22 protein-coding genes are annotated in these 24,005 nt (G+C 72.4%); 13 read left to right on the top strand and 9 right to left on the bottom strand.

The window, feature by feature from the left end:
• Nucleotides 1-68 precede the first annotated feature (68 nt).
• The 5 genes from MOV08_RS16575 to hutH all read left to right on the top strand — a co-directional run bounded on the left by MOV08_RS16575 (nucleotide 69) and on the right by hutH (nucleotide 6,432).
• Nucleotides 69-935: a biotin--[acetyl-CoA-carboxylase] ligase gene (locus MOV08_RS16575; protein WP_039633339.1), complete on the top strand. Its 867-nt coding sequence runs from the start codon at nucleotides 69-71 to the stop codon at nucleotides 933-935.
• 478 nt (nucleotides 936-1,413) lie between these two features.
• Entirely contained in the window at nucleotides 1,414-2,607 is a 1,194-nt protein-coding gene (locus tag MOV08_RS16570) for an adenylate/guanylate cyclase domain-containing protein (RefSeq protein WP_039633338.1), read from the top strand.
• Between the two features lie 108 nt (nucleotides 2,608-2,715).
• Complete coding sequence (locus tag MOV08_RS16565; protein WP_420834296.1) at nucleotides 2,716-3,510, top strand: enoyl-CoA hydratase/isomerase family protein; 795 nt, start codon at nucleotides 2,716-2,718, stop codon at nucleotides 3,508-3,510.
• 164 nt (nucleotides 3,511-3,674) lie between these two features.
• Nucleotides 3,675-4,778, top strand: coding sequence for a GGDEF domain-containing protein (locus MOV08_RS16560; RefSeq protein WP_275311801.1), 1,104 nt, complete (start codon nucleotides 3,675-3,677; stop codon nucleotides 4,776-4,778).
• A gap of 109 nt (nucleotides 4,779-4,887) precedes the next feature.
• The gene (gene hutH / locus MOV08_RS16555) at nucleotides 4,888-6,432 is read left to right on the top strand and encodes a histidine ammonia-lyase (protein ID WP_078875767.1); all 1,545 of its coding nucleotides are present in this window, start codon (nucleotides 4,888-4,890) and stop codon (nucleotides 6,430-6,432) included.
• Nucleotides 6,433-6,547: 115 nt separating this feature from the next.
• Here hutH and MOV08_RS16550 read toward each other — a convergent pair whose 3' ends face one another.
• Nucleotides 6,548-6,970, bottom strand: coding sequence for a hypothetical protein (locus MOV08_RS16550; RefSeq protein ID WP_039633335.1), 423 nt, complete (start codon nucleotides 6,968-6,970; stop codon nucleotides 6,548-6,550).
• A 159-nt stretch (nucleotides 6,971-7,129) separates the two neighbouring features.
• On the opposite strand from MOV08_RS16550, the gene MOV08_RS16545 reads away from it, so the two are divergent.
• The 3 genes from MOV08_RS16545 to MOV08_RS16535 all read left to right on the top strand — a co-directional run bounded on the left by MOV08_RS16545 (nucleotide 7,130) and on the right by MOV08_RS16535 (nucleotide 10,701).
• Nucleotides 7,130-7,417: a hypothetical protein gene (locus MOV08_RS16545; protein WP_039633333.1), complete on the top strand. Its 288-nt coding sequence runs from the start codon at nucleotides 7,130-7,132 to the stop codon at nucleotides 7,415-7,417.
• A 435-nt stretch (nucleotides 7,418-7,852) separates the two neighbouring features.
• Entirely contained in the window at nucleotides 7,853-9,142 is a 1,290-nt protein-coding gene (locus tag MOV08_RS16540; protein WP_420834169.1) for a L,D-transpeptidase, read from the top strand.
• A 185-nt stretch (nucleotides 9,143-9,327) separates the two neighbouring features.
• On the top strand, nucleotides 9,328-10,701 hold the full coding sequence (locus MOV08_RS16535; protein WP_275307882.1) for a DUF2786 domain-containing protein: 1,374 nt from the start codon (nucleotides 9,328-9,330) through the stop codon (nucleotides 10,699-10,701).
• Here the strand turns inward: MOV08_RS16535 and MOV08_RS16530 are convergent.
• A complete protein-coding gene (locus tag MOV08_RS16530; protein ID WP_275307881.1) occupies nucleotides 10,687-12,027 on the bottom strand; it encodes an NsdA family TPR-like regulatory protein in 1,341 nt (446 codons plus the stop codon). The genes MOV08_RS16535 and MOV08_RS16530 overlap by 15 nt on opposite strands.
• A gap of 533 nt (nucleotides 12,028-12,560) precedes the next feature.
• Between MOV08_RS16530 and MOV08_RS16525 the strand changes: the two genes are divergently transcribed.
• The gene (locus MOV08_RS16525; RefSeq protein WP_275307880.1) at nucleotides 12,561-12,758 is read left to right on the top strand and encodes a hypothetical protein; all 198 of its coding nucleotides are present in this window, start codon (nucleotides 12,561-12,563) and stop codon (nucleotides 12,756-12,758) included.
• Nucleotides 12,759-12,797: 39 nt separating this feature from the next.
• Here MOV08_RS16525 and MOV08_RS16520 read toward each other — a convergent pair whose 3' ends face one another.
• From MOV08_RS16520 to MOV08_RS16505, 4 genes are all read right to left on the bottom strand, one after another.
• Nucleotides 12,798-13,316: a CGNR zinc finger domain-containing protein gene (locus MOV08_RS16520; RefSeq protein ID WP_275307879.1), complete on the bottom strand. Its 519-nt coding sequence runs from the start codon at nucleotides 13,314-13,316 to the stop codon at nucleotides 12,798-12,800.
• Nucleotides 13,317-13,457: 141 nt separating this feature from the next.
• On the bottom strand, nucleotides 13,458-14,669 hold the full coding sequence (gene mgt, locus MOV08_RS16515) for a macrolide-inactivating glycosyltransferase (protein ID WP_338057165.1): 1,212 nt from the start codon (nucleotides 14,667-14,669) through the stop codon (nucleotides 13,458-13,460).
• Nucleotides 14,670-14,781: 112 nt separating this feature from the next.
• Nucleotides 14,782-15,450, bottom strand: coding sequence for a peptide-methionine (S)-S-oxide reductase MsrA (gene msrA, locus MOV08_RS16510; RefSeq protein ID WP_275307878.1), 669 nt, complete (start codon nucleotides 15,448-15,450; stop codon nucleotides 14,782-14,784).
• 168 nt (nucleotides 15,451-15,618) lie between these two features.
• Nucleotides 15,619-16,752, bottom strand: a complete 1,134-nt coding sequence (locus tag MOV08_RS16505; protein ID WP_275307877.1) for a hypothetical protein — start codon at nucleotides 16,750-16,752, stop codon at nucleotides 15,619-15,621.
• A gap of 199 nt (nucleotides 16,753-16,951) precedes the next feature.
• Here MOV08_RS16505 and MOV08_RS16500 point away from each other — a divergent pair, with 199 nt between their 5' ends.
• The gene (locus MOV08_RS16500; protein ID WP_039633319.1) at nucleotides 16,952-18,112 is read left to right on the top strand and encodes a cystathionine gamma-synthase; all 1,161 of its coding nucleotides are present in this window, start codon (nucleotides 16,952-16,954) and stop codon (nucleotides 18,110-18,112) included.
• 355 nt (nucleotides 18,113-18,467) lie between these two features.
• Here the strand turns inward: MOV08_RS16500 and MOV08_RS16495 are convergent, their stop codons facing one another.
• Nucleotides 18,468-18,968, bottom strand: a complete 501-nt coding sequence (locus MOV08_RS16495; RefSeq protein ID WP_275311800.1) for a MarR family winged helix-turn-helix transcriptional regulator — start codon at nucleotides 18,966-18,968, stop codon at nucleotides 18,468-18,470.
• A 186-nt stretch (nucleotides 18,969-19,154) separates the two neighbouring features.
• Between MOV08_RS16495 and ilvA the strand changes: the two genes are divergently transcribed.
• The 3 genes from ilvA to MOV08_RS16480 all read left to right on the top strand — a co-directional run bounded on the left by ilvA (nucleotide 19,155) and on the right by MOV08_RS16480 (nucleotide 22,666).
• Nucleotides 19,155-20,429: a threonine ammonia-lyase gene (gene ilvA / locus MOV08_RS16490; RefSeq protein ID WP_203232555.1), complete on the top strand. Its 1,275-nt coding sequence runs from the start codon at nucleotides 19,155-19,157 to the stop codon at nucleotides 20,427-20,429.
• Between the two features lie 318 nt (nucleotides 20,430-20,747).
• Entirely contained in the window at nucleotides 20,748-21,791 is a 1,044-nt protein-coding gene (locus MOV08_RS16485) for a daunorubicin resistance protein DrrA family ABC transporter ATP-binding protein (RefSeq protein WP_039633315.1), read from the top strand.
• Nucleotides 21,788-22,666: an ABC transporter permease gene (locus MOV08_RS16480; protein ID WP_275307876.1), complete on the top strand. Its 879-nt coding sequence runs from the start codon at nucleotides 21,788-21,790 to the stop codon at nucleotides 22,664-22,666. Before MOV08_RS16485 ends, MOV08_RS16480 begins: the two co-directional genes overlap by 4 nt.
• Before the next feature lie 94 nt (nucleotides 22,667-22,760).
• Here the strand turns inward: MOV08_RS16480 and greA are convergent, their stop codons facing one another.
• The gene (gene greA, locus MOV08_RS16475; protein WP_039633310.1) at nucleotides 22,761-23,258 is read right to left on the bottom strand and encodes a transcription elongation factor GreA; all 498 of its coding nucleotides are present in this window, start codon (nucleotides 23,256-23,258) and stop codon (nucleotides 22,761-22,763) included.
• 240 nt (nucleotides 23,259-23,498) lie between these two features.
• Nucleotides 23,499-23,915, bottom strand: a complete 417-nt coding sequence (locus MOV08_RS16470; RefSeq protein WP_067347414.1) for a DUF4307 domain-containing protein — start codon at nucleotides 23,913-23,915, stop codon at nucleotides 23,499-23,501.
• Nucleotides 23,916-24,005 lie beyond the last annotated feature (90 nt).

Raw genomic sequence — 24,005 nt, 5'->3', positions numbered from 1 at the left:
CCGACTCGTAGCGTATCGGCGGGACTGCTCTGCGGCACTGCGTCGTTGACCACACCTAGGCTGGGGCCATGACGCCTCAACCACCGGAAAACCGGGACAAAGACGCCGGTCGCTGGAGTGATCTGAGCCGCCCGCCGCTGAACGCGAACGCGCTGCGCCGGGCCCTCGTCCGCCCCGGCTCGCTCTGGTCCTCACTGGACGTCGTCCCCGCCACCGGGTCCACCAACACCGACCTCGTCGAGCGGGCGGCGGCCGGCGGCCTGCGCGAGGGAGCCGTCCTCATCGCCGAGGAACAGTCCGCCGCCCGCGGCCGGCTCGACCGCCGCTGGTCGGCGCCGCCCCGCTCCGGGCTCTTCTTCTCCGTCTACCTCACGCCGACCGTGCCGCCGGCCCGCTGGGGCTGGCTCCCCCTCCTCACCGGGGTGGCCGCGGCCACCGCGATCGCCCGCGCCGCCGGCGTCGACACCGCGCTGAAGTGGCCCAACGACCTGCTGATCACGGTGGACGGCGCGGAACGCAAGCTCGGCGGCATCCTCGCCGAACGCGCCGCCGACGGCGTCGTCATCGGCATGGGCCTCAACGTCTCGCTCACCGCCGACGAACTCCCCGTCCCCACCGCCGGCTCGCTGGCCCTCGCGGGCGCCGCCAACACCGACCGGGACCCGCTGCTGCGGGCCGTCCTCCGCTCGCTGGAGGAGTGGTACGGCGAGTGGCAGGAGGCGGACGGCGATCCGGGCGCGTGCCGCCTCCAGGCGGCGTACGCGGCGGGCTGCGCGACGCTGGGGCGCAAGGTGCGGGCGCACCTGCCGGGTGACCGCTCCATCGACGGCGAGGCGGTCGCCCTCGACGCCGACGGCCGCCTCGTCCTCGCCACGTCGGACGGCGTCCAACAACCGGTGGACGCCGGCGACATCGTGCATCTCCGACCGGCGTAGCGGTTCCGCCGCCCACGTTGTCGGCTGCGCCGACGTGAGGGCGCTGTTTTTCCGCCTGCGGCGAAGCGGGTGTGTTGGGCGGGGTGCCTGGTGGGTGGTGGGGGCCGGGGCGGTCCTGCGGGGCGGGTTTCCGGACTGCTTCGCTTTACGTCCGGAAACCCGCCCCCTCCGGACCGCCCCCTCCCGCCGGTGTGGGCGCCCCCGCCCGGTGGGGGAGAGGGACGGGGCAGGACCGGGTTGCTGCTTGTCCCTGTCCTCCCGCCGGGGCCCCACCCCGACACACCGCTCCGCCGAAGGCGGCAAAAACATCGCCCCCGCGTCGGGGCAGCCGCCAACGTGGGAAGAAGCCGAGCGCAGCGGCTACGTGAGGCAGAGCACACCTGCCGTATCGTTGAGGCGGTCCGTCGGCAGGAAGCGGATCATGGGCGAGCAGCGAGATCGGAAGGGCCGTGCGCAGGGAACGGACAGGGAGCGGTCGGTGACGGCCGACGAGTCGGGGGCCACCCCGCGCGGCGCGGACGCCGAGGGCGAGGCGGTGGGAGAGGCTCCTGCGGGCGATCCCGCAGGCGGTCCCGAAGCGGGCGACGGCGTCGTCGAAGACAACGGCGAGACCGGCGAGACGGCTGAGAACAACATCGCCGTGAAGCTCGAACAGCTCATCCTCGGGGCCGAGCGCCGCTACACGCCGTTCCAGGCGGCCCGCAGCGCCGGCGTCTCCATGGACCTCGCGGCCCGCTTCTGGCGGGCCATGGGCTTCGCGGACATCGGCCAGGTCAAGGCCCTCACCGAGGCCGATGTGCTGGCGCTGCGCCGGCTCGCCGGTCTCGTCGAGGCGGGGCTGCTGAGCGAGGCGATGGCCGTGCAGGTCGCCCGTTCCACCGGTCAGACCACGGCGCGGCTCGCCGACTGGCAGATCGACTCGTTCCTGGAGGGGCTGACCGAGCCCCAGGACTCCGGCCTGACCCGTACGGAGATCACCTATCCGCTGGTCGAGCTGCTGCTCCCGGAGTTGGAGGAGTTCCTGGTCTATGTGTGGCGGCGGCAGCTGGCCGCGGCCACCGGGCGGGTGGTCCAGGCGCAGGACGACGCGGAGATGGTGGACCGGCGGCTGGCGGTCGGGTTCGCCGACCTGGTCGGGTTCACCCGGCTGACGCGGCGGCTGGAGGAAGAGGAACTGGGCGAGCTGGTCGAGGCGTTCGAGACCACCGCCGCCGATCTGGTCGCCGCGCACGGCGGCCGGCTCATCAAGACCCTGGGTGACGAGGTGCTCTTCGCGGCGGACGACGCGGGCATCGCCGCCGAGATCGGGCTGCGGCTGATCGAGACCATGGGCCACGACGAGACGATGCCCGAGCTGCGGGTGGGCATCGCGTTCGGCACGGTCACGACCCGTATGGGCGATGTCTTCGGGACGACCGTCAATCTGGCCAGCCGGCTGACCTCGATAGCGCCGAAGGACACCGTGCTGGTGGACCAGGCGTTCGCGGAGGAGTTGGGGCGTACGGGCGACGCACCGGTCTCCGAGGCGGATGCCGCGGCGGCGGAGAAGGCCGCCCAGGAGGGCACCGGCAGCCCGCCGCCCCCGTACCGCTTCGCGTTGCAGCCGATGTGGCAGCGGCCGGTGCGCGGTCTGGGCGTCGTCGAGCCGTGGATGTTGACCCGGCGCGGGTGAGGCGCACGGCCGCGGTGGGCCCTGCCGTAAACCGGCGCGAGCTGACATGATCCTCAGCGGTCGGGTCAACGATCGTTAACCGGGAATCGGGAGGGCGGCATGAGCGGTATGCGGCGGTTCGGTGCGGACGAGTGGGTCGCCGTGGCGCGGCACGGCTTCGTGGCGGAGCTGGTCATGGACCGGCCGAAGGCGATGAACGCGGTGTCGACGGCGATGGCCGACGCACTGGCGCAGGCGTGCGCCGAGCTGGCCGCCGACCGTTCCGTGCGGGCGGTGGTGCTCACCTCCACCCATGAGCGGGCGTTCTGCGTCGGGGCCGACCTCAAGGAGCGGAACTCCTTCACGGACGCCGATCTGATGCGCCAGCGGCCGCGCGCCCGGGCCGCGTACACCGGGGTGCTGGAGCTGCCGATGCCGACGATCGCGGCGGTGCACGGCTTCGCGCTCGGTGGCGGTTACGAGTTGGCGCTGGCCTGCGACCTGATCGTCGCGGACGGCACCGCGGTGGTGGGGCTGCCGGAGGTGTCGGTGGGCGTCATCCCCGGCGGGGGCGGGACGCAGCTGCTGCCGCGCCGGGTGGGCGCGGCGCGCGCCGCCGAGCTGGTGTTCACCGCGCGCCGGGTGCCGGCGGCGGAGGCCGGTGAGCTGGGGCTGGTGGACCGGGTGGTGGCGGACGGGCAGGACCGGGCGGAGGCGCTGGAGCTGGCCGCCTCGATCGCCCGTAACTCGCCGGTGGGGCTGCGCGCGGCCAAGCGCGCCATGCGGCTCGGCCAGGGCCTGGATCTGCGGGCCGGGCTGGATCTGGAGGACGGCGCCTGGCGCAGCGTGGCGTTCTCCGGGGACCGGGCCGAGGGCGTTGCGGCCTTCAACGAGAAGCGGGACCCGAACTGGCCGGGGGAGTGACGCTCCGCCCCATCCCGTCCGGTGGCTGACCAGCGGAAGGGGCGAATCGGGTCAATCATTCCTACGCTGTAGTACGGAGCGTGCTCACGGTGACGGAATGTGAGGATCCGGTGACGGGCGAGGCTGACGCGAGGCTGCGGGCCGTGGTGGAGCTGGCGCAGGCGATGGCCGCCGCGCCGGCGCTGCGCGACTCGGCCCGGGCTGCCGCGCAGGGTGCACGGCGGGCGCTGGCGGGCTCCTTCGCGGCCCTCTCCCAGTGGGAGCGCGAGCGGGGGCGGCTGCGGGTGCTGGTGAACGTCGGCGAACTCGCCCCGGGGGAGCGGGAGTTCCCCGACGACGAGGCGTATCCGGTGTCCGAGTTCCCGGAGGTCGTCGAGTTCCTGCACGAGCAGTGGGCCGGCGGCGGGGAGCCTGGCGCCTGGGTGGAGTGCGTCGAGGACGGGCCGCGGGAGGGCGCGCCGGCGGGGGGCTCGTACAACCATCAGCGGGTGGCCGCGCTGCGCCGGCGCGGCCGGGGCTGCTGCGTGGTCGCCCCGATCGTGCTGCACGGCCGGGCGTGGGGCGAGCTCTATGTGGCGCGGCGGGCCGGGGAGCCGGTGTTCGGGCGGGCGGACGTCGATTTCGCGACCGTGCTGGCCGCCGTCACGGCCGCCGGGATCGCCCAGACCGAGCGGCTCGCGGAGGCCCGCCGGCTGGCGTTCACCGACGCGCTGACCGGCCTGGCCAACCGCCGGGCCGTCGACATACGACTGGACGAGGCGTTGGAGCGGCACCGCGTGGACGGTGTGGCGGTCAGCCTGGTGGTGTGCGATCTGAACGGGCTGAAGCAGGTGAACGACTCGCGCGGGCACGCGGTCGGCGACCGGCTGCTGGAGCGCTTCGGGTCGGTGTTGTCGCTGTGCGGCGCGATGCTGCCGGGGACGCTCGTGGCGCGGTTGGGCGGCGACGAGTTCTGCCTGCTGGCGGTCGGTCCGGGGAGCGAGGAGGTGACCAAGGTGGCCGGTGAGCTGTGCCGGCGGGCCGGTGAGCTGGACCTCGGCGAGGGGGTCGCGGTGGGGGTCGCCTCGACCGGCGACCCGATCGGGCCGGTGCACAGCGCCCGCCGGCTCTTCCGGCTCGCGGACGCCGCCCAGTACCGGGCCAAGGCGGCGAAGTCCGGCGGGCCGGTGGTGGCCGGGCGGCACGGCGGCGCGGACGACCCGGTGGTGCGGCTGGCGGACTCGCCGGAGCCGCCGCCGGGGCCGGAGCGACGGAGCTTCCGGAGGTGACGCGGGGTGCCGGGTGACGGGGCGCGGTCGGCGCGGGCGATGATCGGTAGGGGGTGATCCCGAAATCCGGTGGTGACATCTGGCGATTCAGTCTCTAGGGTTCCTGAATATGGATATGCACACTGTGGTGCTGGGGACGTCCGGCACCACCGCACAGGACGTCATCGCGGTGGCCCGCGGCGCGGCGCGGATCGAGCTGTCCGAGGAGGCCCGCGCCGCGGTCGCCGCCTCGCGCGCCTTCATCGACGAACTCGCCGCCAAGCCCGACCCGGTCTACGGCGTCTCCACCGGCTTCGGCGCCCTCGCCGTCCGGCACATCAGCCCCGAACTGCGGGCCCAGCTCCAGCGCAACATCGTGCGCTCGCACGCGGCCGGCATGGGCCCGCGGGTCGAGCGCGAGGTGGTCCGCGCCCTGATGTTCCTGCGGCTGAAGACCCTCGCCTCAGGGCACACCGGCGTCCGCCCGGTGGTCGTCGAGACCATGGCCGCCCTCCTGAACGCCGGGATCACCCCGGTCGTCCACGAATACGGCTCGCTCGGCTGCTCCGGCGACCTCGCGCCGCTCTCGCACTGCGCGCTGACGCTGATGGGTGAGGGCGAGGCGGAGGGCCCCGACGGCGTCGTCCGCCCGTCCGGCGAACTGCTCGCCGAGCACGGCATCGCGCCCGTCGAGCTCCGCGAGAAGGAGGGGCTGGCGCTCCTCAACGGCACCGACGGCATGCTCGGCATGCTGGTGATGGCCTGCGCCGACCTGGCCCGGCTGTTCACCTCCGCGGACATCACCGCCGCGCTCTCCATGGAGGCGCTGCTGGGCACCGACAAGGTCCTCGCGCCCGAGCTGCACGCCATCCGGCCGCACCCGGGCCAGGCCGCCTCGGCCGCCAACATGCTGACGTTCCTGGCCGGTTCCGGCCTCACCGGCCACCACCAGGACGACGCCCCGCGCGTCCAGGACGCCTACTCCATCCGCTGCGCCCCCCAGGTCGCCGGGGCCGGCCGGGACACCCTCGCGCACGCCCGTCTGGTCGCCGACCGGGAGCTGGCCGCCGCCGTCGACAACCCCGTCGTGCTGCCCGACGGCCGGGTGGAGTCCAACGGCAACTTCCACGGCGCACCGGTCGCCTACGCGCTGGACTTCCTGGCCATCGCCGCGGCCGACCTCGGTTCGATCGCCGAGCGCCGCACCGACCGCCTGCTGGACAAGAACCGCTCGCACGGGCTGCCCGCCTTCCTCGCCGGCGACCCGGGCGTCGACTCGGGCCTGATGATCGCCCAGTACACGCAGGCCGCGCTGGTCAGCGAACTGAAGCGGCTGGCCGCACCGGCGTCGGTGGACTCCATCCCGTCCTCCGCCATGCAGGAGGACCACGTCTCGATGGGCTGGTCGGCGGCGCGCAAGCTGCGCACCGCGGTGGACAACCTCACCCGGGTCGTCGCCGTCGAGCTCTACGCCGCGACCCGCGCCGTCGAGCTGCGCGAGGGACTGACGCCCGCGCCGGCGACCCGCGCGGTGCTGGACGCGCTGCGCGCCGCGGGCGTCCAGGGACCGGGCGAGGACCGCTTCCTGGCGCCGGACCTGGAGGCGGCGTACGCCTTCGTGCGGGACGGGAAGCTGGTGGCGGCGGCCGAGTCGGTCACCGGCCGGCTGGCCTGACGGCACCTCAACTCGGCGGCGCGGGGCCGCGCGTCGGCCGCGGCCGGCATCCGGGGCGGGGCGGTCCTGGGACCGTCCCCTCCGGGCCGCGCGGGCCGGCGGGTGCGCGCCCGGCTCAGGCGGTCTCGTCGCGGGTGCGGCGCACGGAGTAGCCGACCAGCGCGGCGCCGAGCGCCAGGCAGGCCGCGCCGCCGACCGCATAGGGCGTGGTGTCGAGGCTGCCGGTGTCGGCGAGGTAGTGGGCCGGTCCGCCGTTCTCGGCCGGCGCGACGCCGGGCCGGGTGGTGGTCGAACCGATACCGGACTCCCGCGTATCGGAATTCTTCTTTTCGGCGGATCCGTCGCCGGTATGCCTCTCGGCGCCGGACGGGTCCGACACATTCGCCTGCCCCGGAGCGGCCTGAGCGGATTCCGCCCGCAGGCCGGAATGTGTCGCTCCGTCATCTTCCACGATCGCGTTGGCGGACGGCACGAACCACAGGGCGAACAGCACCGATCCCGCGGCAGCGGCGGTCAGTAGTGGTCGTCGTGCGGTCACGAAAGCTATCCCCCTTGTGGGTTCGGCGAATTGGCCGTTGACCGCAGATGTTAGTGACCGCCGCGGGTCGCGCGGTAGTCGGGACCCGGACGTGCATACCCTCCGTTCATGAGCAATGGCGAGACATCACGCTTTGTACGGCTTCACGTCGAACTGGTCATGGAGGTCACCGACGCCGCGCAGCTGACCGGCGCCGCCTTCGACCGCATCACCGCCGACCCCGCGCTCCCCGAAGAGGAACGCAGGCAGTCGCAGGAGACGGTCAGAGACGACCCGGCGGAGGCGCTGGCCCACCTCATCGATCCCTTCGACCTGGTCGCCGAGGTGCCGGGCACCGAACTCGCCCAGGCGTCCTGGAGCAGCGAGGAGATGACCGACTACGACCCGGACGCCGAGTGGGACGCGGCGGAGTGGGACCTTGCGGACGACGTGGACGGGGAGGGCTGACCCCGGCTCCACCGCCCTCCACCGCCCTCCACCGAGGCCCCCGCACGGCACGCCGTGCGGGGGCCGATGACGTGGGGGGCGCCCGCTCGTTATCCCGGCCGGGACGCCGAATGGGGCAGGGGGTGTGGGGCGGTGAATCGGAGGAATCGGAGGCGGGTCGTGCGCCGGGGCGCAAGCCCGCTCTCGGCCACACCGCTGCCGAGCCTTATGCAGCACCTCGCAGCTATATGCGTGATCTGCTCCATTCGGCGCGTGATGGTCGTTTTGCCCGTCATTACGTGTCCTTCCCCACAATTCCGCCAGGAATGGAGTGGACGAAAGGGATATGGCGTTCCATGGAGAGTCGGCCGGAATGCTTGCGTCCAGATATGTCTGCGCTCGGTTGGCGGCCCGCTCGGGGATTTTCCCAAATCGGCAGCAATGGAGAAGCGTGTGATGACGGACCGCAAGCGCCGCAAGGGCCTCATAGCCGGTGCCGCGCTGATCGGGGGCGTTCTCACGGTCGCCGCGTGTGGCGGCAGCGCCACCGCACACGGTGGCGGTGCGGACACCGGACGCCCGGACGGCACCCGGCACGAGAGCACCCAGCAGGTCGACGAGGCGGCCGCCCAGGACGCCTCGCAGGCGAAGATCACCATTACGCCGAGGGACGGCTCGACGGACGCCGGCCTCAGTGACATGGCGGTGACCGCCAGTGGCGGCAAGCTCACCGACGTCACCATGACCACGGTCGTCGCGCACCAGAACGAGAAGACCCAGCGGAAGACCGTCCAGGGCACCCTCGCGGCCGACGGCTCCTCCTGGAAGCCCAAGCAGGCGCTGTCCCGCGCGACGACCTACCAGGTCACCGCCCACGCGGTGGACGCCCAGGGCCGCACGGCGGTGGAGAACTCCACCTTCACCACGGTCTCCCCGACCAACAGCTTCCTCGGGAACTTCACCCCCGAGGACGGCTCGACGGTCGGCGTCGGCATGCCGGTGTCGATCAACTTCGACAAGCCGGTCAAGAACCGCCAGGCCGTCCAGTCGGCGATCACGGTCGCCTCCAGCAGCAACCAGCAGGTCGTCGGCCACTGGTTCGGCAACAAGCGGCTGGACTTCCGGCCCAAGGACTACTGGAAGCCGAACTCCCAGGTCACGATGAAGCTCGCGCTCGACGGCGTCGAGGCGTCGCCGGGCGTGAAGGGCATCCAGAACAAGACCGTCCGCTTCACCGTCGGCCACTCCCAGGTCAGCACCGTCGACGCCAAGACGCACCTGATGACGGTGGTCCGCGACGGCAAGGTCGTCAAGACCATCCCGATCTCCTCGGGCAGCGACGACCACCCGACCTACAACGGCCAGATGGTCATCTCCGAGAAGTTCAAGCAGACCCGGATGGACGGCTCCACCGTCGGCTTCACCAACAACGACGGCAAGGGCGAGTACGACATCCCCGACGTCCCGCACGCCATGCGGCTGTCGAGCTCCGGCACCTTCATCCACGGCAACTACTGGGGCAAGGGCATCTTCGGCAAGGCCAACACCAGCCACGGCTGCATCGGCCTGGAGGACGTCAAGGGCGGCAACGACCCGTCCACCAACGCCGCGTGGTTCTTCGCCCACTCGCAGCTCGGCGACGTCGTCAAGGTGATCAACTCCCCGGACAAGACCATCAAGCCGGACAACGGGCTCAACGGATGGAACATGTCCTGGTCCCAGTGGCTCGCGGGCAGCGCCGTCTGACCCGACACGGCGGGCGGTGACGCCGCCCCGCGCACCCGCCCGACGCGCGCACCACCGAGACGACCGGCGCCCGGCACCCCGCAGACCACGCGGGGCGCCGGGCGCCGGTCGCTGCATACGGGGCGCGCGGCACGGGCCCGGAGTCCGGGGCGGGCGGCGCCGGCGGCCGTCCGTACAGTGGCCGGGTGAGCGAGCACGCGAGGAACGACGGTGGGAAGCGCGATCGGCAGGGCCGCGGGCGCGACGGCGGAACGGGCGCGGGAGCCCGGCCCGGCGGCGACCCCGCCCGCCAGGCCGCCGACCTGCTCGGCACCATCCTCGGCAGCGTCCGCTACGCCGCGGACGGCCCGGCCGCCGAGGACGCCGTCGAGGCGGGGGCCTCGATGCTGGCCGCCGCGGCGCCCGGCTGGGAGGCGATGAGCGCGGCCGTGGTAACGGCCGCCGTGGACGCCGTCCGGCGGTGCTGGGCGGGCGGCTGGCAACCCGCCGACCTGGAGCGGATCGTCCGGCGGGACGCTCCGGACGCCGCGACGGCGGCGCTGGTCGTCGACGCCGTCGCCGCCGAGGAGGCCCGCCGCCCGAGCTCGTCCGGCCCGGCCCGGGACCCGCGCTGGCGCGCCCAGCTCGACCGCCTCGACGCCCGCGTCTGGTGGGCCGCCGACCCCGCCTATCTGGACGCCCTGACGGCCCGCCGCCGCGCCACCCGCTTCGAGACCGCCTGCGACGTCCTGACCGCGCTGCGCCTGCTCGCCCGGCTGCCCCGGATCACTCCGCTGCCGGCCCCGCCCGGTCCGTCCGGTCCGTCCGGCGGGAGCGGGCCCGGCGGCGCGCCCGCCTCCCGGGCGCTCGGCCGGATCCGCGGCCTGCTCGCCAAGGCGGAGGCGACCACCTTCGCCGAGGAGGCCGAGGCGCTGTCCGCCAAGGCCCAGGAACTGATGGCCCGTCACAGCATTGACGAGGCCCTCCTCGCCCACGCCCACGGCCCCGGGGGGAACCAACCCGCCGACGGCCCCTCGGCGATCCGCATCGGCATCGAGGGCCCCTACGAACAGGGCAAGGCGCTGCTCCTCGACGCCGTCGCGGCCGCCAACCGCTGCCAGGCCGTCTGGGCCGCCGAACTCGGCTTCTCCACCGCCGTCGGCTTCCCGCCCGACCTGGAGGCGACCGAACTCCTGTACACCTCGCTGCTCCTCCAGGCCACCGCCGCGATGCACCGCGCGGCCGACGAGCACCACGCCCGCGGCCGCTCCCGCCGCACCCGCGACTTCCGCCAGACCTTCCTCGTGGCGTACGCGGACCGCATCCGCACCCGCCTCTCCGCGGCCACCGCCGCCGCCACGGCCGCGGCCTCCGCCGAAGCCGCCGCCCCGGACCGGCTCCTCCCGGTCCTCGCCGCCCGCGAACTCGCCGTCGAGGAGACCACCGGCACGCTCTTCCCCGACACCGCCCCGGTCCGCCTGCGCGGCATCCGCGACGCCGCCGGCTGGGACCAGGGCACCGCCGCCGCCGACCACGCCCACCTCGACCCCACCCGACGCCCCGGACTAGGCCAAGAGTGAGGCCGGAGCCACGAGTTGGGCGCGCTCGTGCAATTCCCGTGCGGCGTGATTTCTGAGGTGGGGGCGGATGAGCTTGAGCATCGTTCGAATGCGCTCATCTGCTCGACCTGACTGCACCAGGGGGTAGTCGTCCAACGCGAGATTCCATGTCGCGCATGCCGCTTCCAGGTGGCCGACTTCCAGTTGGCGTTCGGCCAAGGTGGCGCGATGGCGTACGCGAGCACGACGGTAGACGCTGTAGCGGACCTTGTCCGATTCCTGCATGGCCTTGATGGAGCCGGAAAGTTCGCCGAGTTCGTACCGGACCTGGCTGACGTGGTAGTTCAGGGCCGCTGGATCGTACGAGCCGAACGCTTTCCCTCTGGACTCCGCCTTTTCCATGGCCACCTCGGCCTCTCGCAGGTGCATCAGTGCATTACTGCGGTCGCCGATCTGCGCGGACGCATGTGCCTGCTGTCCGGCGAGGAAGGCCCGCATGCGTGGGCCGGCTTGCGGAGATGCGGCAGAGGCGGCGTCAGCGAGCCGCTTCGCCTGCCTGCCGTGCCGTAGATCAACGGCCTGAACGCTCATGCCCCGCAGCGTTGTGCAGTACGTCAGGTGGTCCTCGGCTGCTCCGGCGAGTTCCAACGCCTTGAGGTAATACTGTTGCGCAAGGCCGTGAACACCTTCATCCACTGCCATATACCCGGTCAGGTAGCACAGATCCGCGGCAGTCGACATCATCGCCTTGCGTACCGGCTCGGGGGCCGCGGCCCGTAGATACGGGGCCACGGTGTTGACCAAGAAGGCCGCGGCCATCGGGCGTGCGTGGCGTCCGCCGAACTGGTCGTCCAGTTCCGACACCCGCTCGGTCATGGCGATGACCATGTCGACCTCGGGCATGCCGATGCGCTGAGTCCGGCCGCATTGGACTTCTTCCATCCGGCCCACCACATCGGGCCAATTGGGCACGGTCAGCGCGACGGAGAAGAGACTCATGCCGAGGACGCTGCGGCGCGAGGGGTCCACATCCCCCCGGCCGAGGTCGACCAGCCCTTCGACCGTGCCCGCAGTGGCCTCCGAAGCGCCGGCAGGGGCGGGGAACCCGGCCTCGGCGTGGGTGACCGGGCGTCCCAGTCTCCGGGCCAGGGCCTCCAGGATCAGCGGCCTTACCTCCTCCTTCGGCAGGTGCCCCTGACGCCCCTGATGGGCCGATGGCTCGCGGTACTTGAGCGGGGTTCCCCGCTCGGTCCCGACGCGGTTCACGGCCTGGACGAACTGCCGCAGCGTCCAGCCGGTCTGCCGGTAAAGCCGTTCAAGGTGCCGGTTCGGTTCCCGAGCGCCCACTAGCCCTCAACTCCCCGGTGTGCACGAGCGCTTAAAGCTCTTAAAAGCCGCTGCCGGTGCAACGGTACCGCCGGCTGTAGCGAGGCGGTTGCCTAGAGCGAGCACCGGCCCTCCCCGCGTCATGGCCGCCGACGATCGGCGAGACGACGAGAGGACCCCCGCGACCGTGGTGGACGGTCCGGGGGCGTGGCCGTCAACCAACAAGGAGTTGACGACGTGACCAACGCTACCGCGCGATACTTAATCCCGCTGCTGCGGCTGCTCTTTCCCGCGCGAGGCTGCCACCGGTCGGCCGGTGCACCGCCCGTCGCCCGGCGTGCGGACGCGCCGGCGCGCGTGCGTCCCCGCGTTCCCGTCCGGCATGCGGGACCGCTTCGTGGCGAGGACTCGGCCCTGGTCCGCCCGTACGTGCTGACTCCCGAGGAGTGGCGGAGGCGTCGCCCCGGGCATGCGCAGGGGCGGACGCCGTGGCCGGCCGTGCACGGCGGCGAGGCCGGCCCGCGCCGGATCCACGGGGCGGAGGTGGGGGTCTGATGCCCCGCAACTGCCGTCCCGTCCACCTGGGGGAACCGGTGTCGACGCCGGAGCCCGCGCCGGTCGCCGGGTGCGACGTGTGTGCCGCCCTGGCCGAGCAGCGTGCGGCGGCGCGCGCCATCGGCGACAAGTCGACCGTCATCGACCGCAACATCGAGATCCGCCGCCACCCGCACGCCGAGGTGGCGCGGACATGAGCGCGGCACTCGTCGAGATCCACCGACGGGCTCCGGCCCCTACTGCCGCCGGGCTCGATGCCGCCGTACCGCGTCGCGGTTGGCGCAGGCGTGGGAGCAGTAGCGCTGCCGGCCGCCCCGGGTGAAGTCGGCGTACACCCGGTCGCATTCGGCCAGTGCGCAGCGACCGAGGCGGTCCATGCCGCGCCCGGTCAGGTGCAGGGCCGTGCCGACGCTGACCACCGCACGGACCACGGCGCCCAGGCCGAGGCCGTCGTCGCGGTAGTGGATGTGCCAGCCCCCGTCGGCGTGGTCGGTCACGCGGGGGTGCCCGGCGGAGGAGGCCAGCAACGCGTTGACCAGGGCGGCTCGTTGCCCGTGGGTGTCGGCGTCGGCCACGGCCAGCCAGCGCGGGAGGAAGTCCAGGATCTCCGCCAGGTCGCCCGCGCCCACCGGGCGGTCGATGGCCATGCCCGCTGCCAGGCAGCGCGCAGCGAACTCCTCAGGAGTGCACGGTGGTTCGGCCGCGAGCTGGACCATGAACCGCACGGGGTCTTCTCCGTAAGGGTTTTGCTGCATAAGGGCATTACAGCACCCTTGAGTGAACGGCTCCCGTTCGGAAGGGACCCGTTCGCGGCCCACGCCACCGGCCAGGTCCGCGACGTCATTTCGGTTCGGGCCCGTCACAGACCAGCAGGCCGGAACCGCCCCCTGGCGCCCTTACTCGTCGGGCAATGCCGCCTCGACGAGGTCGGCCGCGCGCCGGGTGCCGCCCTCTGCGGCCATCTCCCGCTGGACGGCCGCGAGGCGGCGTCCCACCTCCGGGTTGGCGACGAGCGCGAGCACCGCCGCACGGAGGGTGGCGGCGTCCGCCTGGTCCATCGGGAGGTGGCGGGCCACACCGAGTCCCTGGAGCATGTCCGCGTTGCCGAACTGGTCGGCGGCCTGCGGGACGGCGACCATGGGTGTGGCGGTGGCCAGACCCTCCTGGCTGCTTCCGGCGCCGGCGTGCGTGATGAAGGCGTCGGCCTGCTTCAGGATCGCCAACTGCGCTACCCACTGATGCACTTCGACGTTTCCGGGGATCTCGCCGAGCTCGTCGGCGGTGACGTGCTTGCCCACTTGGAGCACGACGTGCCAGTCCGACAGACCGCCGAACGCCTTGACGCACTCGCGGTAGAAACCAGGCTGCTTGGTGAAGGACGAGCCGAGCGAGACGAGCAGGACCCGCTCGGCGTCCGCGGGCCGCGCCCAGTCGCCCTGTGCCGTGCGGTCGCCCTGGCAGGCGCCGACGAAGGAGTGGACGTTCTCGTCGACCCGGTCGGCCTGCGGCTGCAGCGCCCTGGGGATGAGCACGATCGACCGGCCGGGGCGACCGACGAACGGGTCGGGGTGCTGCGTGATCCCGTTCTCCACAAGCCAGTTGGTGAACTTCTCGTAGTACGCCCTACCGCGCTCGCTCGCTTTGACTTCCGCCCACATCGGCTCGGCGACCTCCTCCTCGTAACCCTCCCACGCGACGAGGTTCGGCGAGAGGGAGATCGCGGGCACGCCCCAGCGGTGAGCGAGGACGCGTGCCGGATAAGAGGTGATGTCATGCAGCACGAGGTCCGGCTCGTCGCCCCGATACGCCTCGATGAGCTGCGGCAGTGCCTGGATCGCGTCGTCCAGGAACGGCTCGACGTTGTCGAGGAGTGTGGTCCCCCACGCCGACGGGTCGCTGTCGGGCGACGGCAGCGTCGTGCGGTACGGGACCGGCTCGGCACCGGTCTCGGCGATCTCCTCCTTCAAGCGGGGAGGAATGGCGTACGTGACGCGGTGCCCTCGCGCGACGAGCTCCCGGATCACTTCGAGGCTCGGGTTCACATGCCCGTAGGCGGCGATGGAGAACATGGCGATATGGGCGCGCTTGCCGGGCTTTTGGTTCGTCACGCCCTCACGCTAGGCGAGACGAAACGTATCGTTCAATATATTTTCGCCGGCCGGGTCCTTTCTCCGCGTGGCGCACCCTGCGCGCACGGTTTCCGAAGCCCACGCGCTGACCTCAGCCGTCGGCCTTGGCCACCCCGACGGGGCAGGAGACGCCGGTCCCGCCGATGCCGCAGTACCCGGCGGGGTTCTTGTCGAGGTACTGCTGGTGGTACGTCTCGGCCGGGTAGAAGGGGCGGGTGGTGTCGGCGGGGAGGATCTCGGTGGTGATGTCGCCGTAGCCGGAGGAGTGGAGGACGGTGCGGTAGGCGTCGCGGGAGGCTTCGGCGGCCTGCTGCTGGGCGGGGGAGTGGGTGTAGATCGCCGAGCGGTACTGGGTGCCGGCGTCGTTGCCCTGGCGGAAGCCCTGGGTGGGGTCGTGGGACTCCCAGAACAGCTTCAGGAGGGACGTGTACGGGACGACCGCGGGGTCGAAGACGACGCGGACGGCCTCGGTGTGGCCGGTGTGGCCGCTGCAGACCTCTTCGTAGGTGGGGTTCGGGGTGTGGCCGCCCTGGTAGCCGACGAGGGTGGTCCAGACGCCGTCGGCCTGCCAGAACTTCCGCTCGGCGCCCCAGAAGCAGCCCAGCCCGAAGTCGGCGACCTCCAGGCCCTCCGGGTACGGGCCGAGCAGCGGGTTGCCGAGGACGGTGTGCCGGTCGGGGACGGCGAAGGCCCGCTCGGGGCGCCCCTTCAGCGCTTCCTCGGAGGTGGGGAGGTGGGTCTTGAAGCGGGAGAACAGCATCAGGATCGTGCTCCAGGGAGAGGGCGGGCGGGAAGGGGCGGGCGGTGTCCGTGTCCCGTTTCCGTTTCGGTCCCGGGTTCGGTTGCCGTTTCGGTGGAACGTTCGGGGAGCGGTGGGCATTCCGGGCCCGTTCGTTCCTGGGAACTTCGCTAGCGGGGGTGGGGTTGGCTAGTCCTGTGCGCGGAAGTTCGCCGAGGTGCCGCCGAGCTGTTCCCAGCCCGCGATGGCCAGGGCGCGGTACGCGGCGTACTCGGCGGCCGGGCTGCGCCCGTAGGACCAGGGGACGGCGCCCACGTGGCCGTCGACGAGGCGGAGCTGCTCCATCGCCTCGGCGTAGCGCTCCGCGCGGACCAGGAACCAGACCAGCAGGTGGCGGACGTGCGGTGCCACGGGGTGGTCGGCGGGGGCCTCCCGGAGGGCGAAGTGGGCGCCCTCTATGGCGCGTTCGACGACCGCGCTCTGGAAGAGGCTGCGGACCATGTTGGCCTCGGGGAGGTGCTCGTAGACCGCGAACAGCGGGAGGGCCGGCAGCAGGCTCTTCGCCGGGGCCGCGGCGGCGGCGCGCGCGGCGAACTCCTCGGCCTGCTCACGGGAGCCGTGCCACTTCTCCGACCAGTACGAGAGCGCCGCCAGATGCGCGCCCATGTGGTGCGGTGCCCGCTGGCGGACCTTGTTCCAGAGCTCTTCGTAGTCCGCGGGGCGCTCGCCCAGGCCGCGGGCGACGGCCAGCTCCGTGATGTACGGGATCGGGCTGCCGGGGGCCAGCAGCGCCGCGTCCCGGCAGACCGTGCGGGCCTCCTCCAGGATCATCCGGAAGTCCTGCGAGCCGGGGTCGCGCAGGGCCTGGACGACCAGGAACTGGGCGTGCGTCTGGGCGCCGCCGGGGTCCTTGGGGGCCTCCGCGCGCCAGGTGCGCAGCCAGATGCCGCCGGTCCGCACGCCGCCGGGGGCCGCGGTCGCCGGCGGCGTGTCCGCGAGCTCGAACGCGGCCGCGCCGGCCAGCGTCTGCACCCGCTGCCAGCGCAGCTCCCAGTCCTCACCGGTGGACCGCAGCAGTTCGGCGGCCGGGCGCCAGTCGCGCGTCCGACGCATCTCGGCGAGCGCCTCGGCCAGCTGCTCGTCGGGGCCGGGCAGCCGCGCGTCGAGCTGCTCCAGGGGCACGAAGCCGTAGCCGGCCATCGGGTCGGCGGCCACCGCGAGGCCCCGTTCGGTGTGCTGTACGGCCTTCCGGCGCCGCATCCAGGGCAGGAAGACCAGACCGCCGAGCGCGATCGCGGCGAAGAGAAGCAGCAGAGCGTCCATGTCGTGTGTCCTGGTCGGAGGGGCAGGGCGGCGGGTGGGAGGGGTCCGGCGGGCGGTGGCGCGGCGGTGGCCCGCGGTGCGGGCCGAGGCCCCGGTGCCGGTCGCGGTGCGGTCTCCCGTTCTCTCTTATGTATCCACTATCGAGCGAACGGATAAGTTCCGGAAAGTTCAGCCGCGCGGCCGACTACCCTCGGCAGGCATGAGCGATCAGCGCGACAAGCGCCACCAGCACTTCGAAACCCTTGCCATCCACGCAGGTCAGGAGCCTGACCAGGCCACCGGCGCGGTGGTACCGCCCATCTACCAGGTGTCCACTTACAAGCAGGACGGCGTGGGCGGGCTCCGCGGCGGCTACGAGTACAGCCGCAGCGCCAACCCGACCCGCACCGCCCTGGAGGAGAACCTCGCCGCCCTCGACGGCGGTCGCCGCGGCCTGGCCTTCGCCTCCGGCCTCGCCGCCGAGGACTGCCTGCTGCGCACCCTGCTCGCGCCGGGTGACCACGTCGTGATCCCCAACGACGCCTACGGCGGCACCTTCCGCCTGTTCGCGAAGGTCGTCGAGCGGTGGGGCGTGGAGTGGTCGGTGGCCGACACCTCCGACCCGCAGGCCGTGCGGGACGCGCTGCGGCCCCGTACGAAGGTGATCTGGGTGGAGACGCCCAGCAACCCGCTGCTCGGCATCAGCGACATCGCGGCGCTCGCCGGCGTGGCCCGGGACGCCGGGGCCCGCCTGGTGGTCGACAACACCTTCGCCAGCCCCTACCTCCAGCAGCCGCTCGCCCTCGGGGCCGACGTGGTGGTCTACTCCACCACCAAGTACATGGGCGGTCACTCGGACGTGGTCGGCGGCGCGCTGGTCGTGAACGACGACACCCTGGGCGAGGAGCTGGCGTACCACCAGAACGCGATGGGCGCGATCGCCGGCCCCTTCGACGCCTGGCTGGTGATGCGCGGCATCAAGACGCTGGCCGTCCGGATGGACCGGCACAGCGCCAACGCGGCACGCGTCGCCGAGCTGCTGACCTCCCACAAGAAGGTCACCCGGGTCTACTACCCGGGGCTGTCCGAGCACCCCGGCCACGAGGTCGCCGCCAAGCAGATGCGGTCCTTCGGCGGCATGGTGTCGTTCCAGGTGGCGGGCGGTGAGGAGGCGGCGGTGGAGGTCTGCAACCGCGCCAAGCTGTTCACCCTCGGGGAGTCGCTGGGCGGCGTGGAGTCGCTGATCGAGCACCCGGGGCGGATGACGCACGCCTCGACGGCCGGTTCGGCGCTGGAGGTCCCCGCGGACCTGGTGCGCCTCTCGGTGGGCATCGAGTCCGCCGACGACCTGCTGGCCGACCTCACGCAGGCGCTGGGCTGATCCGTCCTTCCCCGGCGCTCGGGCCGCCTTCGTGCCGGGCGGCCCGGCGGCCGGCTGCCCGGCGTTCCGCCTCCGGTCCGCTCGCCACCGCTTCAACACCCCTCTACGGGCGGGGTGGTGCGATCCGGTGGCGGGTGGCGGGCGCCAGGACTGGGTGACTCCCGGCCGGATATGGGGAGTTAGTGGCGACCTGACACGGTGCGGCGGGCGGCCCGCCCGCGGATCGCCCCCGCACGCAGACGCACCGTCAGGCGCCCGTCGGTTGGCGTCCGTCGGTTGGTGCGCGCCGGATGGTGCCCGTCGGGTGGTGCCCGCCGGATGACCGCCGGGTCGCCGTCGGATCCGGCCGGACCCGTCAGGACGGTGCGGGCCCGCCCGGTGCCAGTGCGGTGATCTCGGCGAGCGAGGTGTTGAAGCGCGTCAGGAGCGCGGTGAACGCGTCGCGCTCCTCGTCGGTCCACTTCTCCGTCACCATCGCCATCAGCGCCCGCCGCGAGGCCCGGACCTCCTCCAGCCGGGCGCGGCCGCGCTCGGACAGTTCGAGGACCACGGCGCGGCCGTCCTCGGGGTGGGTGGCGCGGTCGACCAGGCCGGCGTCGACCAGGGGCGCGACCTGCCGGGTGACGGTGGAGGAGTCGATCCCCATCCCGCAGGCCAGGGCCTTGACGCCCATCGGGCCTTCCTGGTCCAGGCGGTTGAGGAGCAGATAGGCGGCGCGGTCCATGGAGTTGCGCGCCTGCCCGACGCCGCCGAGCCGGCTCTGTTCGGCGCGGCGTGCGAAGACGGCCACCTGGTGCTGCAGCGCGTCGAGAAGAGCAGTGTCGGAGTGGGTCGACATGTCCGAAGGGGTGGGCATGGTCGGGGCTCGCTTCATGGAAGTGGGCATGGATGGGAAGACAGCGTACGCGGCCCCGGCGCGGGCCGTACCGGCGCAGGCGCGTACGGTCCGCGCCGGGGCCGGCGAAGTGGCCCTCCGGGCCCGCGGGTGTCCGCCATCCGGCCGGAAACGTCCCGCGGGTGGCCGAACTGCGAGACTGGCCGCATGGCCGACCACACGCCGCGTACGCCGCACCAGCCCACCGGCTCCGGGGCCGCCGCACCGGCGGCGCTCGCCGGGATCACGGTCGACGACGTGCGCGCGGCACAGAAGCTGCTCTCCGGGGTGTCCCGGGCCACCGCCATGGAGGGCAGCCGCTATCTGTCGGAGCTGGTGGGCGCCCCCGTCCACCTGAAGTGCGAGAACCTCCAGCGCACCGGCTCGTTCAAGATCCGCGGCGCGTATGTGCGGATCGCCGGACTCTCGGCGGAGGAACGATCCGCCGGAGTGGTGGCGGCGAGCGCCGGCAACCACGCGCAGGGTGTGGCCCTCGCGGCGTCCCTGCTGGGGGTGGCCTCGACGGTCTTCATGCCGGTCGGCGCCCCGTTGCCGAAGGTCGCCGCGACCCGCGAGTACGGCGCCGAGGTCCGGCTGCACGGGCAGGTCGTGGACGAGACGCTGGCCGCCGCAGAGGAGTACGCGCGGCGGACCGGTGCGGTCTTCATCCACCCCTTCGACCACCGCGACATCATCGCGGGCCAGGGCACGGTCGGCCTGGAGATCCTCGAACAGTGCCCGGAGGTGCGCACCGTCGTCGTGGGGATGGGCGGGGGCGGGCTGGCGGCCGGCATCTCCCTCGCGGTCAAGGCGCTGCGGCCGGATGTGCGGGTGGTCGGGGTGCAGGCGGCGGCCGCGGCCTGTTATCCGCCGTCGCTGGCGGTGGGGCGTCCGGTGGCGATCGAGCCGCTGGCCACGATGGCGGACGGGATCAAGGTGGGGCGGCCCGGCGACGTGCCGTTCGGCATCGTGCGCGAGCTGGTGGACGAGGTCGTCACGGTCACCGAGAACGCGCTGTCCAGCGCCCTGCTGCTGTGCCTGGAGCGGGCGAAGCTGGTGGTGGAGCCGGCAGGCGGGAGCCCGGTCGCGGCGCTGCTGTCCTCGCCCGGCTCCTTCGAGGGGCCGGTCGTCGCGGTGCTCTCCGGCGGCAACGTGGATCCGCTCCTGATGCAGCGGATCCTCCGCCACGGCATGGTCGCGGCCGGCCGTTATCTCTCTTTCCGGGTCCGCCTCACCGACCGCCCGGGGGCGCTGGCCAACCTCCTCGGCGTCCTCACGGTGGCGGACGCCAACGTCCTCGACGTCGGGCACGTCCGCATCGACCCCCGGCTGGGGCTCACCGAGGTCGAGGTCGAGCTCCACCTGGAGACCAAGGGGCCCGAGCACTGTGCCGAGGTGACCGCGGCGCTGCGCGAGGCGGGGTACGACGTGCTCGCGGTCTGAGCCACGGGCGCCCGGCCGCTCCCGCCGGGTCCGGGCGCCGCAGGCGCATCATCTCCCTTTGCAACGCGATGTATCGCGTTTGGGAGTAGAGTGTCGGCGCGGACGCGGGGGTGCCGCGCCACGGCCATGGCGCCCCGCCGCGGACGAGCGCCCGGAGGCGCGCGCCCGGACCATGCGCCCCCCCCGGATCCACCCCGCTCCACCGATCGTCCGGGATCTTTCGAAAACCGGGCTGCGAACGCCGCAAAAACGTACTATTCGGCTTATCCGTCGTATCCGACCTGGAACCCACCGACTCCATGCCATGGGGGTAGCCACATGCCAGGCGCCATTTATGCCGAAGGTCTGGTGAAGACCTTCGGCGAGGTGAGGGCACTGGACGGCGTCGATCTCGACGTTCCCGAAGGAACCGTCCTCGGAATGCTCGGCCCGAACGGTGCCGGCAAAACCACCGCCGTGCGGGTCCTGACGACCCTGCTCCGACCCGACCGGGGCACGGCGCGGGTCGCCGGCATCGATGTCCTCGCGCACCCCGACGCGGTGCGCCGCTCCATCGGCCTGTCCGGTCAATTCGCCGCCGTCGACGAGTACTTGACCGGCCGGGAGAACCTCGTGATGGTCGGCCGGCTCTACCAGATGGGCGGGCGCGAGGCCAAGCGCCGGGCCGAGGAACTGCTGGAGCGGTTCAACCTCGGCGACGCCGCCGACCGCACCGCCAAGACCTACTCCGGCGGGATGCGCCGTCGGCTCGACCTCGCCGCCGCCCTGGTCGTCAGCCCGCCCGTGATGTTCATGGACGAGCCGACCACCGGCCTGGACCCGCGCAACCGCCAGGCGCTCTGGGACGTCATCCAGGAACTGGTCGCCGGCGGCACCACCCTGCTGCTCACCACCCAGTACCTGGAGGAGGCCGACCGGCTCGCGCACGACATCTGCGTCGTGGACCACGGCAAGGTCATCGCCCGCGGCACCTCCGACCAGCTCAAGGCCCGCACCGGCGGCGAGCGGATTGAGGTCGTGGTGCACGCCGCCGACCACCTCACCGTGGCGGAAGGGGTGCTGCGCGCGGTCGCCAAGGGCGAGGGCGCGGTCGATCCGCACACCCGGAAGCTCACGTTCCCGGTGGCCGGCGGCGCCAAGCTGCTCGCCGAGGTCATCCGCGAACTGGACACCCGCGGGGTGGAGATCGACGACATCGGGCTGCGCCGCCCGACCCTCGACGACGTCTTCATCGCGCTGACCGGGCACGCCGCCGAGGCGGCGGAGAACGGCGACGGCAAGGAGAACGGGCACGGGAACGGCAAGGGGGGCGCGAGCGGCGACCGGGCCGGCGCGGCCACGACGAAGGAGGGTGTGCGATGAGTGCGGTCGGTCACGCGGCCGATGAGGCCCCCACCCGGACCCCGCGGTCGCGCGGCGGCGTCACGCGGTCCGTGCGCGACTCCCTGGTGGTCGCCCAGCGCAACCTGATCCGGATGCTGCGCATCCCCGAGGTCGTGATCTTCGGACTGATCCAACCGATCATGTTCGTGGTGCTGTTCACCTACGTCTTCGGCGGATCCATCGCCCTCCCCGGCGCCCAGGCCGGCGACACCCAGGCGTACCGGGAGTTCCTGATGGCCGGGATCTTCGCGCAGACCGTCACGTTCGCCACCGCCGGTGCCGGCGCGGGCATCGCGGACGACATGCACAAGGGGCTGATCGACCGGTTCCGCTCGCTGCCGATGTCCCGCGGCGCGGTGCTCACCGGCCGGACCCTCGCCGACCTGGTGCAGACCGCGCTGACCCTGGTGGTGCTGGCGGTGGTCGCGCTGCTGATCGGCTGGCGCAGTCACGAGAACCCGGCGAGCGTGCTGGGCGGCTTCGCGCTGCTGCTCCTGCTCGGCTACGCCTTCTCCTGGATCGGCGCGCTCATCGGTCTGAGCGTGCGCACGCCCGAGGCGGCCACGTCCGGCGGGCTGATCTGGCTCTTCCCGCTGACGTTCATCTCCAACGCCTTCGTACCGGTCAACGGCATGCCGGCGGTCCTCCAGCACATCGCGGAGTGGAACCCGTTCAGTGCCACGGTCGCCGGCGCCCGGCAGCTGTTCGGCAACACCATCGACAGCGTGCCCCGGTCGGTGACCGGTGCCTGGCCGATGGAGCACCCGGTGCTGGCCTCGGTGATCTGGTCCGTCCTGATCATCGCGGTCTTCCGCACCCTGGCGGTCCGCAAGTACCGCTCGGCGACCGCCTGAGGTTCCCGGCGGCCCGCCCGCACACGCGGAAGCGGCCCGGAGCCGTGTGCTCCGGGCCGCTTCCGCTGCGCTTGATCTCCGTGTGCCCCGAGGCTCAGCCGGTGTAGGGCTTGGCGTCGAGGATCTTCACGGACGCCTTCTTGCCGTTGGGCAGCTCGTACTCGGCGTCGGCACCGATCTTCTTGCCGTTCACGCCGGTCCCCAGGGGCGACTGCGGGGAGTAGGTCTCGATGTCCTCGCTCGCGTACTCCCGCGAGGCCAGCAGGAACTCCAGGGTGTCGTCCGGGTCCCCGTCGAACGCGATGGTGACGACCATGCCGGGAGCGACCACGCCGTTCGCCGCGGGGGCCTCGCCGACCTTCGCGCTCTCCAGCAGCTGCTTGAGCTGACGGACGCGGAGCTCCTGCTTGCCCTGCTCTTCCTTGGCCGCGTGGTACCCGGCGTTCTCCTTCAGGTCACCTTCCTCGCGGGCCGCCTGGATCTTCTCGGTGATCTCGGCGCGTGCGGGACCAGACAGGTACTCCAGCTCCTTCTTGAGCTGGTCATACGCCTCCTGGGTCAGCCAGGTGACGTTCTCACTGGTCTGGGTCACAGGTGCTCCTCGTCGGTACTGGGGATAAATCAAACGCCCTACCAGGAAGGTTTGCGCCTTCACAGGTGGGCGAAACCACGAGCCTAACAATTCCGGCACAAAAGGGGGAAGAGGAAATTCACAGTGGTTGCACGAGAGTGCATCGCCGCTGATCAGAGGCGATCGGACGGGACACGGGGGTCCGCCGTTCGAGTCACCGGGATCTTGCGGAGGGTGAGTGCCGGGGGTGCGCCGCGGCGGTCAGCCGGTGCCGGCCGCGGAGCCCGTGCAGCCGACCAGGATGGCGTTGGTCGCCCGCTTCGTCGTCCGCACCGTGACCTCGGTGTCGACCTGTCCGGTGCGCTGGTCGATGGTCACGTCCTTGCGGCCGACCTCGGAACCGTCGGTGGCCTGCGAACGCAGCGTGCACACCCCGGTGTCGTCCGCGCCCTTGACCACTTCGAGGTGGACCTTGACCTCATGGTCGGAGACCGCTTGCCAGGTGATGATCCGGCCGCTGAGATCCTGCCCGGAGATGTACGAGACGCCCAGCCAGCCGACTACGCCGAGCAGCACCACGCCGAGCACCGCCCCGATGATCTTGAGCTTGCGGTCCGCGCGCTGGTCGGCGGAACGGCCGTAGCGTCCGTCCGGGAGCCCTTCGCGCACCGCGGTCATGATCCATCCTCCTGGTAGGGGACCGGGAAGCCATCAGACCCCTGAGGGGTCCCCGCCCCAGGGAATACAGCGCCCCCTCGCTTCGGTCAC

Origin of the sequence: Streptomyces yunnanensis, from assembly GCF_029011865.1 — a bacterium.
Classification (GTDB): domain Bacteria; phylum Actinomycetota; class Actinomycetes; order Streptomycetales; family Streptomycetaceae; genus Streptomyces; species Streptomyces yunnanensis.
This window is presented reverse-complemented; position numbering and strand designations above follow the sequence as displayed.